General features: G+C 58.0%; 15 protein-coding genes. 10 read left to right on the top strand and 5 right to left on the bottom strand.

Annotated elements, in window-relative coordinates; translation table 11 throughout:
* Nucleotides 1-254 precede the first annotated feature (254 nt).
* Nucleotides 255-434 carry a PA1571 family protein gene (locus CKW26_RS24420; RefSeq protein WP_016983726.1) on the top strand — a complete coding sequence of 60 codons (180 nt, stop codon included), beginning with the start codon at nucleotides 255-257 and terminating at the stop codon, nucleotides 432-434.
* A 169-nt stretch (nucleotides 435-603) separates the two neighbouring features.
* Here CKW26_RS24420 and pdxB read toward each other — a convergent pair whose 3' ends face one another.
* Nucleotides 604-1,746 carry a 4-phosphoerythronate dehydrogenase PdxB gene (gene pdxB, locus CKW26_RS24415; RefSeq protein WP_095050459.1) on the bottom strand — a complete coding sequence of 381 codons (1,143 nt, stop codon included), beginning with the start codon at nucleotides 1,744-1,746 and terminating at the stop codon, nucleotides 604-606.
* A gap of 159 nt (nucleotides 1,747-1,905) precedes the next feature.
* Here pdxB and CKW26_RS24410 point away from each other — a divergent pair, with 159 nt between their 5' ends.
* The gene (locus CKW26_RS24410; protein WP_038369407.1) at nucleotides 1,906-3,315 is read left to right on the top strand and encodes an MATE family efflux transporter; all 1,410 of its coding nucleotides are present in this window, start codon (nucleotides 1,906-1,908) and stop codon (nucleotides 3,313-3,315) included.
* Between the two features lie 48 nt (nucleotides 3,316-3,363).
* On the opposite strand, the gene tusA is transcribed toward CKW26_RS24410, so the two are convergent.
* Complete coding sequence (tusA, locus tag CKW26_RS24405) at nucleotides 3,364-3,612, bottom strand: sulfurtransferase TusA (RefSeq protein ID WP_095050458.1); 249 nt, start codon at nucleotides 3,610-3,612, stop codon at nucleotides 3,364-3,366.
* A 165-nt stretch (nucleotides 3,613-3,777) separates the two neighbouring features.
* Nucleotides 3,778-4,851, bottom strand: a complete 1,074-nt coding sequence (gene rlmM, locus CKW26_RS24400) for a 23S rRNA (cytidine(2498)-2'-O)-methyltransferase RlmM (protein ID WP_095050457.1) — start codon at nucleotides 4,849-4,851, stop codon at nucleotides 3,778-3,780.
* Between the two features lie 222 nt (nucleotides 4,852-5,073).
* Between rlmM and acnA the strand changes: the two genes are divergently transcribed.
* Nucleotides 5,074-7,815 carry an aconitate hydratase AcnA gene (acnA, locus tag CKW26_RS24395; protein ID WP_095050456.1) on the top strand — a complete coding sequence of 914 codons (2,742 nt, stop codon included), beginning with the start codon at nucleotides 5,074-5,076 and terminating at the stop codon, nucleotides 7,813-7,815.
* Between the two features lie 443 nt (nucleotides 7,816-8,258).
* On the opposite strand, the gene CKW26_RS24385 is transcribed toward acnA, so the two are convergent.
* Complete coding sequence (locus CKW26_RS24385; protein ID WP_093433632.1) at nucleotides 8,259-8,747, bottom strand: SRPBCC family protein; 489 nt, start codon at nucleotides 8,745-8,747, stop codon at nucleotides 8,259-8,261.
* Between the two features lie 196 nt (nucleotides 8,748-8,943).
* On the opposite strand from CKW26_RS24385, the gene CKW26_RS24380 reads away from it, so the two are divergent.
* The 7 genes from CKW26_RS24380 (at nucleotide 8,944) to CKW26_RS24355 (ending at nucleotide 12,711) form a co-directional block, all read left to right on the top strand.
* On the top strand, nucleotides 8,944-9,864 hold the full coding sequence (locus CKW26_RS24380; protein ID WP_095050454.1) for an ADP-ribosylglycohydrolase family protein: 921 nt from the start codon (nucleotides 8,944-8,946) through the stop codon (nucleotides 9,862-9,864).
* A 57-nt stretch (nucleotides 9,865-9,921) separates the two neighbouring features.
* Nucleotides 9,922-10,326, top strand: coding sequence for a lysozyme inhibitor LprI family protein (locus CKW26_RS24375; protein ID WP_093433626.1), 405 nt, complete (start codon nucleotides 9,922-9,924; stop codon nucleotides 10,324-10,326).
* A 106-nt stretch (nucleotides 10,327-10,432) separates the two neighbouring features.
* Nucleotides 10,433-10,636, top strand: coding sequence for a nitroreductase family protein (locus CKW26_RS30320; RefSeq protein WP_245397992.1), 204 nt, complete (start codon nucleotides 10,433-10,435; stop codon nucleotides 10,634-10,636).
* On the top strand, nucleotides 10,596-10,826 hold the full coding sequence (locus CKW26_RS30315; protein WP_256579960.1) for a hypothetical protein: 231 nt from the start codon (nucleotides 10,596-10,598) through the stop codon (nucleotides 10,824-10,826). The genes CKW26_RS30320 and CKW26_RS30315 overlap by 41 nt, the downstream gene beginning before the upstream one ends.
* A gap of 306 nt (nucleotides 10,827-11,132) precedes the next feature.
* Nucleotides 11,133-11,738, top strand: a complete 606-nt coding sequence (locus tag CKW26_RS24365; RefSeq protein WP_095050453.1) for a hypothetical protein — start codon at nucleotides 11,133-11,135, stop codon at nucleotides 11,736-11,738.
* Between the two features lie 9 nt (nucleotides 11,739-11,747).
* Nucleotides 11,748-11,954, top strand: coding sequence for a helix-turn-helix transcriptional regulator (locus CKW26_RS24360; RefSeq protein ID WP_007910409.1), 207 nt, complete (start codon nucleotides 11,748-11,750; stop codon nucleotides 11,952-11,954).
* Between the two features lie 85 nt (nucleotides 11,955-12,039).
* The gene (locus CKW26_RS24355) at nucleotides 12,040-12,711 is read left to right on the top strand and encodes a hypothetical protein (RefSeq protein ID WP_095050452.1); all 672 of its coding nucleotides are present in this window, start codon (nucleotides 12,040-12,042) and stop codon (nucleotides 12,709-12,711) included.
* A gap of 65 nt (nucleotides 12,712-12,776) precedes the next feature.
* On the opposite strand, the gene mrdA is transcribed toward CKW26_RS24355, so the two are convergent.
* Entirely contained in the window at nucleotides 12,777-14,669 is a 1,893-nt protein-coding gene (gene mrdA / locus CKW26_RS24350) for a penicillin-binding protein 2 (protein ID WP_034156458.1), read from the bottom strand.
* Nucleotides 14,670-14,974 lie beyond the last annotated feature (305 nt).

Here is a 14,974-nt window from a genome sequence, read left to right as displayed (position 1 = left end):
AGGTGTACATCCGTGTTGATGAAAGGGCTAGCGTAAACCTTCTTTGGGGTGGAACTCTGTAAATCACAATGAGTCAGGTTAAATATGCCCCCAAAGACTAGGCCATAGTTGCTATCGGTCTAACGTCAAGGTTGAGACGAACGGTCATTTCTGTTGGACTGGAATGGCCGCTCATGACGGATCGAAAGGCGCTGTCACAGCCTGGTCACGTGGCGGCTTTAATCTGGGTATACAACCTGATGAGGAGACAGGCCATGTCCTTGCAACACAGCAGCGATGACAAGATTGAAGTGATCCGCACCAAGCCCGGCCAATCTCTGGGTTGCTCAATACTGGATAAGGATGGGCGTGAAGTACCGATCACTGAAGAGATGATCCAGCAAGCCTGCAGCGAGCTGGAGAAGCGATTGGTCAAGCCTGCCGAACAAGAGTGATATAGCCACCGTCTTCCTGACCCGGCCCCTTTGGCCGGGTTTTTTCTGCCTGCAGATCCGGGGACTTTTGGCGCGACCTTCGCGAGCAGGCTCGCTCCCACAGGAGATCGTCAGTGAGTGCGAGATCCATGTGGGAGCGAGCCTGCTCGCGAAGGGGCCAACCCGGTTTCTAGACAGTCACCGCACCCAGTGCCGCGACTATCTTCGCCAACACCGGCGAATCCCCTTCAATCCGCACCTTCAGCCCTTCAATCTCGCGCCGCACCGGATACTGTTTACGCAACACATCGAACGCCGCCCGCTGCTCGCCGACATTACCTACGAGGCTGCGGCGAAAATCCGCATCATCGCGGCGCGGGTCGTACACGCCACGACACAACATCGCCAGCGCCCAGGCCGGATCGCTGTCGCCATGCAAGGTCACTTGCGACAACCACGGCGCCGGTAGCAGCTCACTGAGTTGAATGCTTGCTGGCTGGCCGATGAATTGGCAGTAAGCCTGATAGATCTGCGCCGTTCCGCGCTGTTTGCCATCAAGGCTGTAACCGGCAATGTGCGGAGTGGCCAGTACGCAAAGTTCGGCCAATGCAACATCAACCTCAGGCTCGGCCTCCCAGACATCAAGAACGGCTTGCAGGTCTTCACGCTCCAGCAGCACTTCGCGCAGCGCGGCGTTATCCACCACCGGACCACGCGCCGCGTTGATCAGCCATGCACCGGGCTTGAGCTGCTGCAGACGCTGCTGATCGAACAGATGCCAAGTCGCACCAACGCCGCTGCGTGTCAGCGGTGTGTGCAGACTGATTACGTCACACTGCTCAATGATTTGCTCAAGGCTCACGTAATCGCCGCCCTCGGCAGCCTGACGCGGCGGATCGCAGACTTTGACATTCCAGCCCAACTCTTTTAGAACCTTGATCAGGCGCCCTCCCACCTCACCGGCGCCGACGACACCATAAGTCCGCTGAGTGAGATCGACACCTTCGATTTCGGCGAGGGTCATCAGACTGCCCAGCACATAATCGACCACGCCTCGGGCATTGCAGCCGGGTGCACTCGACCAGGTGATGCCGGCCTCATTGAAGTAGTCGAGATCCAGATGATCGGTGCCGATCGTGCAGGTACCGACAAAGCGCACCTTGCTGCCCTCAAGCAACGTGCGGTTGACGTTGGTCACCGAGCGCACGAGTAACACGTCGGCCTGCGCGACCGTCGCACGGTCGATGGAACGGCCCGGCACCCGGCGGATCTCGCCGAAACCGGCAAAAAAGGCATCGAGCAGCGGGATATTTTCGTCGGCAACAATCAGCATGGCGGGCTCCTTAGGCGGATCGGCAGTTTAGGTGCAGATCGGTCGCCGGGCCAGCGGGCTTTGCGCTTACAAATCCGCAACAGAGGATTTTTCCTGACCAAGGCGTCAGCGGCGTAGAATGCGGCGCCTTGCGCATCAACAGCTGTGGACGTTTTTCCCGTGAATTCTGTAACTGATCAACCTGTCGCCGTCTCCCTCACTCGCCCCGCGCGGATTCGCCTGGAGTTCAAGAACCTGCTCGCCCTGGCATTGCCGATCATCATCGCGCAACTGGCGACTACGGCCATGGGCTTCGTCGACGCGGTGATGGCTGGCCGCGTCGGGCCAAAGGATCTGGCAGCGGTGGCGCTGGGCAACTCGATCTGGGTGCCGGTGTTTCTGCTGATGACCGGCACTCTGCTGGCAACCACGCCGAAAGTCGCCCAGCGTTTCGGCGCTGGCACCCACAGCGAAATCGGCCCGCTCGTGCGTCAGGCGCTGTGGCTGGCGCTGGTGGTCGGACTGATCGCCACCGCGATGCTGGTGGCCGCCGAGCCGGTACTGCACCTGATGAAAGTCGATCCAGAGCTGATCGGCCCGTGCATGCAATACCTGCACGGCATCGCCAGTGGTCTGCCGGCAGTGGCGTTCTATCACGTGCTGCGCTGCACCAGTGACGGCATCGGCCGTACGCGTCCTGCCATGGTGCTGGGCCTGTGCGGTCTAGCGCTGAACATTCCGCTGAACTACATCTTCATCTATGGCCATTTCGGTGTGCCGGCGATGGGCGGCGTCGGTTGCGGTTGGGCCACGGCCATCGTGATGTGGGTGATGGCGCTGGGGCTGGCCGGTTATGAGCGCTGGGCACCGGCCTATCGTTCGAGCGAAATATTCAGCCGTTTCGACTGGCCACAATGGACAGTGATCAGGCGTCTGCTGGCGATTGGTCTGCCTATCGGTATCGCCGTGTTTGCCGAGTCGAGCATTTTTGCCGTGATCGCCCTGCTGATCGGCAGTCTTGGCGCCACCGTGGTGGCCGGGCACCAGATTGCCCTCAACGTCAGTTCGCTGGTGTTCATGATTCCGTATTCGCTGGGCATGGCGGTGACCGTGCGCGTCGGTCAGGCACTGGGCCGCGAAGAACCACGCGAAGCGCGTTTTGCCGCTGGTGTCGGCATGGGCACCGCGCTGGCGTACGCCTGCCTGTCGGCGAGCATGATGCTGTTGCTGCGCGAGCCGATTGCGGCGATCTACACCGCTGACCCGACAGTGATTCACATCGCGGCGATGCTGATTGTGTACTCGGCACTGTTCCAGTTTTCCGACGCGATCCAGGTCACCGCCGCCGGCGCGCTGCGTGGCTATCAGGACACGCGCGTGACCATGATCCTGACCCTGTTCGCCTATTGGGGCATTGGTTTGCCGGTGGGCTATGCCCTCGGTCTGACCGACTGGCTCGGCGAACCACGCGGCCCGAGCGGTTTGTGGCAGGGTTTGATCGTGGGCTTGAGCTGTGCGGCGTTGATGCTGTCGATTCGCCTGACGCGCAGTGCGCGCAAGCGTATTCGGATCAGTCGCTCGGCGGGTTGATCGCCCATAAAAAAGACCTGCAGATGCAGGTCTTTTTTTTGCCTTTGATCAGGACTTTTTGCGGATCCAGTACAGATATGTACCGGCGTCTTCGTGCTGGCTCACCAGTTCATGGTCGAGAAACACGCAGAACTTGGGGATATCGCGTTTGGTCGACGGGTCGGTGGCGATCACTTTGAGCAGGCCGCCGGGCACCAGGTCACGGATGTGCTGGTGCAGCATCATCACCGGCTCCGGGCAATTGAGACCGGTGGCGTCGAGGGTGCCATCGACCGGGGTATCGATCATTTCACTCATGATTCACTCCTGAAACTGGCCGGCATTGTCGCGCATTGCCGGGTATTCGGTCATCTATGGCGTTACGCCACACCCTATGTAGGAGCTGTCGAAGGCTGCGATCTTTGCTTTTTAAGATCAAAAGATCGCAGCCTGCGACAGCTACTACAGGGGTTTTGCAGTGTTTCAGCGGGATTTGGCTTTCTTGGTGTCGTGACGGCGCAAATGGCAGGTCACTTCTTCGCGGTCGTGATACAGCTGTTTGCAGCCGATATCGACCTTGATCCCGCGTGCCTTGAAACCATCGGCAATGCGTTCGAGCAAACGCTTCACCTCGGCGTAACGCTGCTTCATCGGCAACTTCAGGTTGACCACCGCCTCGCGGCAATGCCCTTCGCCGATCCACTCTTCCAGCATCGCGGCATTGCGCGCCGGCTTCTCGACGATGTCGCAGACCATCCAGTCCACCGGTTGCTTGGGCTTGAAGGTGAAACCGTCTGCCATCAAATGCTGAACCAGTCCGGTATCCATCAGACTTTCAGCCATCGGGCCGTTGTCGATCGCGGTCACCAGCATGCCGCGATTGACCAGTTGCCAGGTCCAGCCGCCCGGCGCGGCGCCGAGGTCAACGCCGGTCATGTCGCTGTGCAGGCGATCTTCCCACTGATCACGCGGGATAAAGTGGTGCCAGGCCTCTTCCAGCTTCAGCGTCGAACGGCTCGGTGCTTCACGCGGGAACTTCAGACGCGGAATGCCCATCGGCCACATCGCCGAATTGCCAGCATCGGCCATGCCGAGAAACACTTCACGACCGCTCTTGAAGGTCAGCAGCAGACGCGGTTTGCTGGCGTCATCCACCAGTTTGCCGGCGCCGGTCAGCGCCTTGCGCAGCGGGCCTTCGAATTTCTTGCAGAAATTCGACAGTTCCTTGCCGTCGTTGGTGTCGACGACTTCCAGCCACAGGCTGCCGCACACCGGGAATTCGGCCATGTGCGCAAGGATCACGCTGATGCGGTCGGTTTCCGGCAAATCGATGAAAACCCCACGCGCCCATTGGCGCGGGAAGATCAATTCGGCGAAACGCTGACCGCGCATTAGGCGCTCGGCGCCGTCTTCTTCGGTGCAGACAAACTCGGCGCAGGCGGTAGCCGCTTTGGCCTTGGCGTAGCCGGCCACGTTGAGTTGCGCGGCGAGGTCGGAAATCTCCGAACAGACTTCGCCTTCGAAGCCTGGCCGGCAATGCATGAATAGGGTGTTCATTCTTACTCCTGGGCAGCGGGCGATCATTCGGCCGCCGCGCGATGCTCAGGCCTTGCGTTGAAGCAAAGCCTGTCACGAAAACCGGCGCATGATAGCCGATGTCGGAACCTTGGTTCCGCTCATAGAGTCCAGTTATTAGCCAGCTACCTAAAACAGGGCTAGGTTTAAAGCTCTATTCGTCCCCTCAATCCGTAGCCGTGCGGATTCAAAGGAGTGATCGTAATGCCGTCCCTCGATAGTCTGAAAACGCTCAAAACCCTGCAAATCGATGACAAGACCTACCACTATTTCAGTTTGCCGGATGCCGCCAAAAGCTTGGGCGACCTCGACAAGCTGCCCATGTCGCTGAAAGTCCTGCTGGAAAACCTGCTGCGCTGGGAAGATGAAAAAACGGTCACCGGCGCCGACCTCAAGGCGCTTGCCGCCTGGCTCAAGGAGCGCCGCTCCGACCGCGAAATCCAGTACCGCCCTGCCCGGGTATTGATGCAGGACTTTACCGGCGTACCCGCGGTGGTCGACCTTGCCGCCATGCGTGCGGCGATGGCCAAGGCCGGTGGCGATCCGCAGCGAATCAACCCGTTGTCGCCGGTGGATCTGGTGATCGACCACTCGGTGATGGTCGACAAGTTCGCCACCGCCAGCGCGTTCGAGCAGAACGTCGATATCGAAATGCAGCGCAATGGCGAACGTTACGCCTTCCTGCGTTGGGGCCAGAGCGCTTTCGACAATTTCAGCGTGGTGCCGCCGGGTACCGGCATCTGTCACCAGGTCAACCTCGAATACCTCGGCCGCACGGTGTGGACCAAGGATGAGGACGGCCGCACCTACGCGTTCCCCGACACGCTGGTCGGCACCGACTCGCACACCACCATGATCAATGGTCTCGGCGTGCTCGGCTGGGGCGTCGGCGGGATTGAGGCGGAAGCGGCGATGCTCGGGCAACCGGTGTCGATGCTGATTCCAGAAGTGATCGGTTTCAAACTGACCGGCAAGCTCAAGGAAGGCATCACCGCTACCGACCTGGTGCTGACCGTCACGCAAATGCTGCGCAAGAAAGGTGTGGTCGGCAAGTTCGTCGAGTTCTACGGTGACGGCCTCGCCGACCTGCCGCTGGCCGACCGCGCGACCATCGCCAACATGGCCCCGGAATATGGCGCGACGTGCGGCTTCTTCCCCGTTGACGACGTAACGCTGGAATACCTGCGCCTGTCCGGCCGGCCACCGGAAGTGGTGAAACTGGTCGAGGCCTACACCAAGGCTCAAGGCCTGTGGCGTCTACCCGGTCAGGAACCGGTGTTCACCGACAGCCTGGCGTTGGACATGGGCAGCGTCGAAGCCAGCCTCGCCGGGCCGAAACGCCCGCAGGATCGCGTTTCGCTACCGAATGTCGCACAAGCGTTCAGCGACTTCATGGATCTGCAATTCAAACCCACCAGTAAAGAAGAAGGACGTCTGGAAAGTGAGGGCGGTGGCGGCGTCGCGGTGGGCAATGCCGATCTGGTCGGCGAAACCGAATATGAATATGAAGGCCACACTTATCGCCTGAAAAACGGCGCCGTGGTCATCGCCGCGATCACGTCCTGCACCAACACCTCGAACCCGAGCGTGATGATGGCCGCCGGCCTCCTGGCGAAAAAAGCGGTGGAGAAAGGCCTGACCCGCAAACCTTGGGTGAAGAGTTCGCTGGCACCGGGTTCGAAAGTGGTCACCGACTACTACAAGGCTGCGGGGTTGACGCAATACCTAGATCAGCTCGGCTTTTCCCTGGTCGGCTATGGCTGCACCACTTGCATCGGCAACTCCGGGCCGCTGCCGGAACCGATCGAGAAAGCCATCCAGAAAGCTGATCTCACCGTCGCTTCGGTGCTCTCCGGCAACCGCAACTTCGAAGGCCGCGTGCATCCATTGGTGAAAACCAACTGGCTGGCCTCACCGCCGCTGGTGGTCGCCTATGCCCTGGCCGGCAGCGTGCGCAGCGACATCAGCAGCGAACCGCTGGGCGAAGATCAGCAAGGCAATCCGGTGTACCTGCGCGATATCTGGCCGACCAGCAAAGAGATCGCCGACGCGGTCAATCAGGTCAGTACGGCAATGTTCCACAAGGAATACGCCGAAGTGTTCGCCGGTGATGAACAGTGGCAAGCCATCGAAGTGCCGCAGGCGGCGACGTATGTGTGGCAGGACGATTCGACTTACATCCAGCATCCGCCATTTTTCGACGACATTTCCGGCCCGTTGCCTGAAATCAAGGATGTCAAAGGTGCACGAGTGCTGGCCCTGCTGGGTGATTCGGTGACCACCGACCATATCTCCCCCGCCGGCAACATCAAGGCCGACAGCCCGGCCGGGCGTTATTTGCGCGAAAAAGGCGTGGAGCCACGGGACTTCAATTCTTACGGTTCACGGCGTGGCAATCATGAAGTGATGATGCGCGGCACCTTCGCCAACATCCGTATTCGCAACGAAATGCTCGGCGGTGAAGAAGGTGGCAACACGATCTACATTCCGACCGGCGAAAAACTGGCGATCTACGACGCGGCGATGAAGTATCAGGCTTCGGGAACGCCGCTGGTGGTGGTTGCCGGGCAAGAATATGGCACCGGGTCCAGCCGTGACTGGGCGGCCAAAGGCACCAATCTGCTGGGAGTCAAAGCGGTGATCGCGGAAAGCTTCGAGCGAATTCACCGTTCCAATCTGGTGGGCATGGGCGTATTGCCGCTGCAGTTCAAGCTTGATCAGAACCGCAAGAGCCTCAATCTCACCGGCAAGGAAACCTTTGAAATCCAGGGTCTGACCGGCGTCGAGCTGATACCGCGGATGAATCTGCCGCTGCTGATCACCCGTGAGGACGGGCGCCAGGAGAAGATCGAGGTGTTGTGCCGGATCGATACGTTGAATGAGGTGGAGTACTTCAAGTCGGGCGGGATTCTGCATTACGTCCTGCGCCAATTGATCGCCTCGTAACGCACAAACCAAAGTAGGAGCTGCCGCAGGCTGCGATCTTTTGATCTTGCTTTTAAAAGCCAAAGTCAAAAGATCGCAGCCTGCGGCAGCTCCTACATACAGGCGAAAAAAAACCCGCCGAAGCGGGTTTTTCCCAAGACCATTATCGACTCCCTGTCGGCAGCGATCCTTGCAAATGGTCGATCATCCTTGATCCTGAAACACTCCCTGTGTCTCAGTTGATGTGTGTAGATTACGCGGTGGATCCAATCGCCAATAGTCGTAAAAGCTACCAGCGCGTGTAGGACATTCGCCATAGCAACCCTTCCGAAAACCCTTAGCCGTGTCATGCAGAAAGCATGGAAGCCACGATCTAAGCGACTTTCAGCGGCCCTGAGGCCTGCTTCCAGCACCACCGTGCACATAGCCGGCTATCGCTGTCGTTCAGGCAAGACTCGAAGGTCTCAACCACCGTCACGCTCGCGGGCCTTGGCGCTCTCAGCAAGAAACTGTTCGAGCCGGCTCAACTGCTCCTCCCAGCCACGGCTGTCCATGTAATACGCCTCTTTCTGGCGAATGTCAGGAATGTGCGCGAAGCCGGATTCGGACACTTTCAGCAACGTACCGCTCTCGAAGTCTTCCAGCTCGAACCTGACCAGCGTAGTCGGCTCCTGTGAATAGTCGATCTTCGGATTGACCGCATACGGATGCCAGCGAAACGAAAACAACTGCTGCGGCTCGACCCGCTCGATCAGCACGTTCCACAACACGTGTTCATAACCCGGATACGTGACCTGCCCTTGCGTCCATTCACCGGCAATAAAACGCCTGCCCTCCAGCGCCACCCCAAACCACTGGCCAAACGCCTCGGCATCGACCAATGCACGCCAGACATGCGAACGCGGCGCCTTGAGCGTGATTTTGCGTTCGAAACTATTGGGTACTGGTTTCATACGTCACCTCCTGTTTTGAACACTAGGCCTGTATGACCACATGTCCAATGTGAAGTTGTATCAAGGCGGTGCAGTCATTCATCAGCAAAGACACATCAAGCTGCACTTTTTGACCGTTGCTGTGATGGATCCAGGCACCCTCCGCCCAACGAAACTGTTACCTTCTCCAGCGAATTTGAATCTACAAGGACGAATCATGCCGCCATCCCTCGCTGAACGTTACCGCGGAGCCCTGCTCGGTCTTGCGTGCGGCGACGCTGTCGGTACTACGGTTGAGTTCAAACCACGGGGATCATTCCCACCATTGACCGATATGGTCGGCGGTGGCCCGTTCCACCTCAAGCCAGGGCAGTGGACCGATGACACTTCCATGGCCCTCTGTCTGGCAGAAAGCCTGCTGAACAAGAATGGATTCAACGCTGCCGATCAGATGGGGCGCTACCTCAACTGGTGGCAATGGGGTTACCTCAGTTCGACCGGTGAATGTTTCGATGTCGGCATGACCGTCAGCCAGGCGCTCGCGCAGTATCAACAAACCGCTGATCCCTTCGCCGGCTCGACCGACCCGTGCAGCGCCGGCAACGGTTCGCTGATGCGTCTGGTGCCGGTGGTGCTGTTCTACTTTCCCGATGCCCGGAAAATCCAGAGCTTTGCCGCCGACAGTTCGCGAACCACCCACGCAGCACCTGAAGCCATCGAATGCTGCCAATTGTTGGCCGGGTTGATTGCCAGAGCGCTTGAAGGCGCAAGCAAAGCAGAACTGCGTCAGTTGCCTTTCGCCAGCTTCTCGCAATCCAAGGTCGCCGCCATTGCGCATGGCGAATACCTCGTTCTGTCCGAGACGGACATCAGAGGCAATGGCTACAGCGTGCAGTCCCTGGAAGCGGCGCTGTGGTGCTTTCACCAGACGGACAGCTTCGAAGCGGCCATTTTGCGAGCGGCCAACCTGGGGGATGACGCCGATACCACCGCTGCGATCACCGGTCAGTTGGCCGGCGCCTATTACGGCGTGCGGGGCATTCCTGCACATTGGCTGGAAAGGCTGCACGATGGTGAAGAGATTGCGGCCATCGCCGACCGTTTGCTCGACGCCTCCCGAATGCGCCTGCCTGAATAAGTGCGAAGCAGCCGCTACACTGCTCGGCACTTATCTTCGATACAGCGAGACTTGACCATGTCCCCACGCCTGCTTCTGGCTCTCACGCCCTTTCTGTTCACTCCCCTCGCCCACGCCGCCGTGGACTGTGCAAATGCCAGCGATCAAGCGACGATGAATCAGTGCGCCGGGCAAGACTTCAAAGCGGCGGACAAAGAGTTGAACACCGTGTATCAACAGATCATCGGGCGCTTGAAGGACAACCCGGATGGCAAGAAGCTGTTGGTCAGCGCGCAGCGGGCGTGGCTCGGGTTTCGGGATGCCGAGTGCAAGTTTTCATCGTCGGGAGTTACTGGCGGGAGCGTTTATCCATGGGTTTACAGCAGTTGTCTGACAGGGGTGACCAAGCTGCGGGTTGAGTCGCTGAAACAGTATTTGAAGTGTGAAGAAGGTGACATGAGCTGCCCGGTGCCTGGGGCCTGATTTTTTGCGGCGGCTTTGAGGATCCTTCGCGAGCAGGCTCGCTCCCACATTGGAACGCATTTCAAATGTGGGGGGCGGAGAACATCTTTCACCTTTACGGAATTTGATGACGAGCACACTGACAGACCTGCTGAAATGGCGCTATGCAACGAAAAAGTACGACCCTTCCCGGACGGTGTTCGATGAAAAAATCGAGCGCATTCTGGAGGTGGTACGGCTAACGCCGACATCAAGTGGACTGCGGCCCTTTGAATTGCTCGTAGTGACCAATGCAGAGTCTTGGCTCGGCTCTGATCGCTGCGGCATTTGAAGAAGTCGACGCGACACCGATGGAAGGTTTCGACCCGGCAGCCATCGATGAAATCCTCGGACTCACGGCCCGCAACTTGCGCGGTGTAGTGATTCTGCCGCTAGGGCATAGAGCAACTGAGGGAGACTGGTTGGTCAACTTGAAAAAGGTTCGCCGCTCGCGGGAAAACTTCATTACCGAGATCAAGTAAGACCGGTTAGAGCGGGGACTGAAGCATGCTTGTGGCGCATGCCCCCCGCTCCAATCATTCGCTGAACCCGTCATCGATATCAGCGTTCACCGCGTGGGTCGCGCCTCTCCCTGCTCTCGACTTGCTTCGAACTCGAGAGTCTATCGACATTGAAATCCCCGCAAATCGATTGAACTGAGGTTCATTCTATGGCCTCTGCGTCCGATGCTAACAACGTCCTTCACAAAACAAGAACAATTTATTATTGCCATTCGATAATTTTACATCGAGAATTAGTCATTCCCAATGACACCGCAAGGATTTTTCATGAGTACTCGTAACAACGGATTGGCACTGCAGCGCATGCATTGGGTCGGACTACTGGCAGCGATTCTTGTCTGGGTCTTAGGGGTGACCGAGGTCGGTGGCAACGCTTCGATCTGGTTCTTCCAAACGGATGAAATGCTCGCAGCTCTGCTCTACGCCTTCGCCGAAAACTCGCCGCAATTACTTGACCCGTTTGTCGAAGGTGCCCTGCTTGCTCCCGATACATGGCTCTCGCCACTGGTCACTGCGCTGCTTGTCGTTTTGGATTTCCTACCCGTCCTGCTTTCGACCTACGTGCTCTGGCTGACAGGGTTGTTTTTCCTGCGCTTGTCCCGCGGCGAAACCTGGACCGAGCGCAACATCAAGGTGCTATGGCGAGTGGGGATTCTTTGCATCATTTCTCCGGCCGCCTACCCACTGGTAGAGACATTGCAAGGTTTGGCCCTGTCTATTGATCTACCGCCAGGGGATCGTATTTTTCAGTTCTCAATCGGCCTGTCCTCCACTTCTGCCTACGAGATTGTCAAAGGCGTATTGCTCTGTTTGTTTTCAATTATCATGCGCGATGCAAAAGTACTCAGCGATGAGCAAAGCCAATACATATAGAACAACACAATGACCATTATCGTCCGCCTTGACGTTGTCATGGCCACGCAAAAAATTCGCTCGAAAGAGTTGGCCAGCCTGCTGGGCATCACCGAGGCCAATCTGTCATTACTGAAGAATGGCAAGGTCAAGGGCGTGAAGATGGCCACCCTGGACAAGCTCTGCGCAGCACTCGATTGCCAGCCAGGCGATTTGCTGGAATACCAGAAAGACTGAGCCTTGCGCAGGCGTGCAAGTTAATTGTCGCCAGTCCACACCGTTTAACTCTTATTCAATCCTTAGTTTGTAAGGCGGCTTTGTCATGACCCGGTTTTTACTTTGCGCGCTGTTTTTACTGACAGCGTTGATCAGCGGCTGCGCCACGCAAATGGACGTAGCGCTAAATGCGACACCCGATCCGGACTATCATTTTGACCGAAAGGCGACTGTGCTGGTGACGTCTGCGAGTGGCAGCGACGAAAACGCTCTTAATGCCCGCTACTATCTTCGCGACATGGTTAACGCGCTGAAAGACAGGGGTTTCCAGGAGGTCTATACCGACGCCAGTCTGCCGAAAAACCACGCGCCGATAAAAATGACTGTCAGTCTCGATATTGGCAGTCGACAGGTGACTTACCGCTATACCGCCACCGACTATGGGCAAGTGCCGACCAGCACCTCTACGGTGTGTAAGACCAGAAAGAAAAAAGACGACCGACTGACCTGTACGAGTAAACCGAACACCACCTATGGACCGGTAGGGACCTCGGAGCGCACCGGTTACACCACGCTCAGCACCTTCGTTGCCACTGCCCGCGACGAAGTCAGTAAGCGCCCGGTCTACCTGCTTCGCGCGTCGTCCTATAACGAAGACTGCCAATCCACCAAGGTTGAAGCCTTTCTGGTGGAACAAGGCTTGCAGAACCTGAACTTCGAGGATCGCGTGCAGCGCAACTACACCGTCACGATGCCCGAGGGTTACAGCTGCAAATAGTCTTTGCAAGACAGTTCACAGTAGCGGTTCAGCTTGCATGAGCCGCTACTGTGAACTGTTGAAGGTTAAACGTGCGGGTCACCCGGCGCTTTCGTCGGCGCAGCGTATTGCGGCTTGAGATGGCCGTCCTGATCAAGCAGCCAGGCGTCCATGATCTGCCGCACCACAGGGCCGGCAACACGACCACCGGCCTCGCCGTTCTCAATCATCACCGAAATCGCAATCTTCGGATGCTCGGCCGGCGCGAAGCCGACGAACAAGGCGTTATCACGATGGCGCTCCAGGGTTTTCTCGCGGTTGTAGCGCTCGCCCTGCTTGATCGCCACCACTTGCGCGGTACCACTCTTGCCAGCGATGCGATATTGCGCACCGGCCGCGGCCGCACGCGCGATACCTCGCGCATCGTGCATTACCATCTGCATACCGTGATTGACCTGCTCCCAGTCTCGCGGATCCTTGAGCAGGATGTTCGGCATCGGATGTTCGTCGACAGGAGCGACACCGTCGACGGTCTTGGCCAGGTGCGGCCGGTTCCATACACCTTTGTTGGCGATCAATGCCGTGGCCTGAGCCAGTTGCAGCGGCGTGACCTGCATGTAGCCCTGGCCGATGCCAAGGATAACCGTTTCGCCCGGGAACCAGGCCTGACGGCGGGTCGCGCGCTTCCACGCTTGCGATGGCATCAGGCCGGGCGACTCTTCAAACATGTCCAGCGAGACCTTCTCACCCAAGCCGAACATTGCCATGTAATCGTGCAGGCGATCGATGCCGAGCTTGTGCGCAAGATCGTAGAAATAGGTGTCATTGGAACGCATGATCGCCGCGTCCATGTCCACCCAGCCGTCGCCACTGTGGTTCCAGTTGCGGTACTTGTGATCGAAGTCCGGGAGTTGGTAATAACCGGGGTCAAAGACGCGCGTCTGCGGTGTTACGACCCCGGCGTCGAGGCCGGCGATTGCCACTTCTGGCTTGATCGTCGAGCCCGGTGCGTAGAGCCCGCGCAGCACACGGTTGAACAGCGGCCTGTCGATCGAATCTCGCAGTGCCGAGTATTCCTTGGAGCTGATACCGGTGACGAATAGATTCGGATCGAAGCTCGGATTGCTAACCATGGCCAACACCTCGCCCGTCGACGGATCGAGCGCTACCACTGAACCACGACGATCACCCAGAGCGGCTTCGGCGGCTTCCTGCAGTTTGATATCGAGGCTCAGGACGATGTTCTGGCCCGGGACCGGGTCGGTATGTTTGAGCACACGGAGTACGCGACCTTGAGCGTTGGTTTCCACTTCTTCGTAACCGACGTGGCCGTGTAGTTGCGCCTCGTAGAAGCGTTCGATGCCGGTTTTGCCGATGGATTGCGTACCGCGATATTCGACCGAGTCGAGGCTCTTCGACTCTTTTTCATTGATCCGCCCGACGTAGCCAATCGAGTGGGCGAAATGCGCGCCGAGCGGGTAATGCCGGACGAACTGGGGTTCGACATCGAGGCCCGGGAGGCGGAACTCATTGACGGCCAATACAGCGATTTGCTCTTCCGTCAGCTCATAGAACAGCGTCACCGGCGTAAACGGGTGACGGGACTGCTTCATGGCTTTATCGAAGACTGTACGATCTTCTGCAGGCAAGTGCAGGAGGTTGATGACCTCGTCCAGTTCTTGATTGACGTCGGTGGCGCGCTCGCGGGTGATGGTCAGGTTGAAACTGGGGCGGTTATCGGCGAGCAAGACGCCGTTGCGGTCGTAGATCAAGCCGCGTGTCGGCGGGATTGGCAATACGTGGACGCGGTTGTTTTCGGAGATCGTGGAATGGTAGTCGAACTCCACCACCTGGAGGATGTACAGGCGCACGACAAGGGCGCAGCTGATGGCGAAAACGAACAAGGCGCAGGCGATCAACCGTTTGTTGACCAGGCGCGTCTCTTTTTCGTGGTCTTTGATCGGGATGGGTTCAGGCATTTCTACAGCAACTCTTTGACATAAATGAGTGCCGATCCGTGGGCATGACATCAGTCCGTTAAAAAAAACGAGCTGCACCATACCAAAAACTGCCCGGTCATTTCAGAAGGAATTTCCCCAATGGCCATTTCTTGCGACAGCTGGGACAGCGTTGTCCTGTGAAAACTTTCCCGCGGGCAAAACAAAACCCCAACTGCTTTCGCAATTGGGGTTTCGGAATTTAATCTTGACGATGACCTACTCTCACATGGGGAAACCCCACACTACCATCGGCGATGCATCGTTTCACTGCTGAGTTCGGGATG

The organism is Pseudomonas sp. Irchel s3h9, assembly GCF_900187475.1.
Taxonomy (GTDB): Bacteria; Pseudomonadota; Gammaproteobacteria; order Pseudomonadales; family Pseudomonadaceae; genus Aquipseudomonas; species Aquipseudomonas neuropathica.
The sequence above is the reverse complement of the archived record's forward strand: the minus strand, read 5'-3'. Positions and strand labels throughout refer to the sequence as shown.

Bases quoted from the DNA above. Each gene is read 5' to 3' on its own strand.
- CKW26_RS24420 (WP_016983726.1), top strand. From the start codon at position 255: ATGTCCTTGCAACACAGCAGCGATGACAAGATTGAAGTGATCCGCACC.
- pdxB (WP_095050459.1), bottom strand. From the start codon at position 1,746: ATGCTGATTGTTGCCGACGAAAATATCCCGCTGCTCGATGCCTTTTTT.
- tusA (WP_095050458.1), bottom strand. From the start codon at position 3,612: ATGAGTGAAATGATCGATACCCCGGTCGATGGCACCCTCGACGCCACC.
- rlmM (WP_095050457.1), bottom strand. From the start codon at position 4,851: ATGAACACCCTATTCATGCATTGCCGGCCAGGCTTCGAAGGCGAAGTC.
- acnA (WP_095050456.1), top strand. From the start codon at position 5,074: ATGCCGTCCCTCGATAGTCTGAAAACGCTCAAAACCCTGCAAATCGAT.
- CKW26_RS24385 (WP_093433632.1), bottom strand. From the start codon at position 8,747: ATGAAACCAGTACCCAATAGTTTCGAACGCAAAATCACGCTCAAGGCG.
- CKW26_RS24380 (WP_095050454.1), top strand. From the start codon at position 8,944: ATGCCGCCATCCCTCGCTGAACGTTACCGCGGAGCCCTGCTCGGTCTT.
- CKW26_RS24375 (WP_093433626.1), top strand. From the start codon at position 9,922: ATGTCCCCACGCCTGCTTCTGGCTCTCACGCCCTTTCTGTTCACTCCC.
- CKW26_RS30320 (WP_245397992.1), top strand. From the start codon at position 10,433: ATGACGAGCACACTGACAGACCTGCTGAAATGGCGCTATGCAACGAAA.
- CKW26_RS30315 (WP_256579960.1), top strand. From the start codon at position 10,596: ATGCAGAGTCTTGGCTCGGCTCTGATCGCTGCGGCATTTGAAGAAGTC.
- CKW26_RS24365 (WP_095050453.1), top strand. From the start codon at position 11,133: ATGAGTACTCGTAACAACGGATTGGCACTGCAGCGCATGCATTGGGTC.
- CKW26_RS24360 (WP_007910409.1), top strand. From the start codon at position 11,748: ATGACCATTATCGTCCGCCTTGACGTTGTCATGGCCACGCAAAAAATT.
- CKW26_RS24355 (WP_095050452.1), top strand. From the start codon at position 12,040: ATGACCCGGTTTTTACTTTGCGCGCTGTTTTTACTGACAGCGTTGATC.
- mrdA (WP_034156458.1), bottom strand. From the start codon at position 14,669: ATGCCTGAACCCATCCCGATCAAAGACCACGAAAAAGAGACGCGCCTG.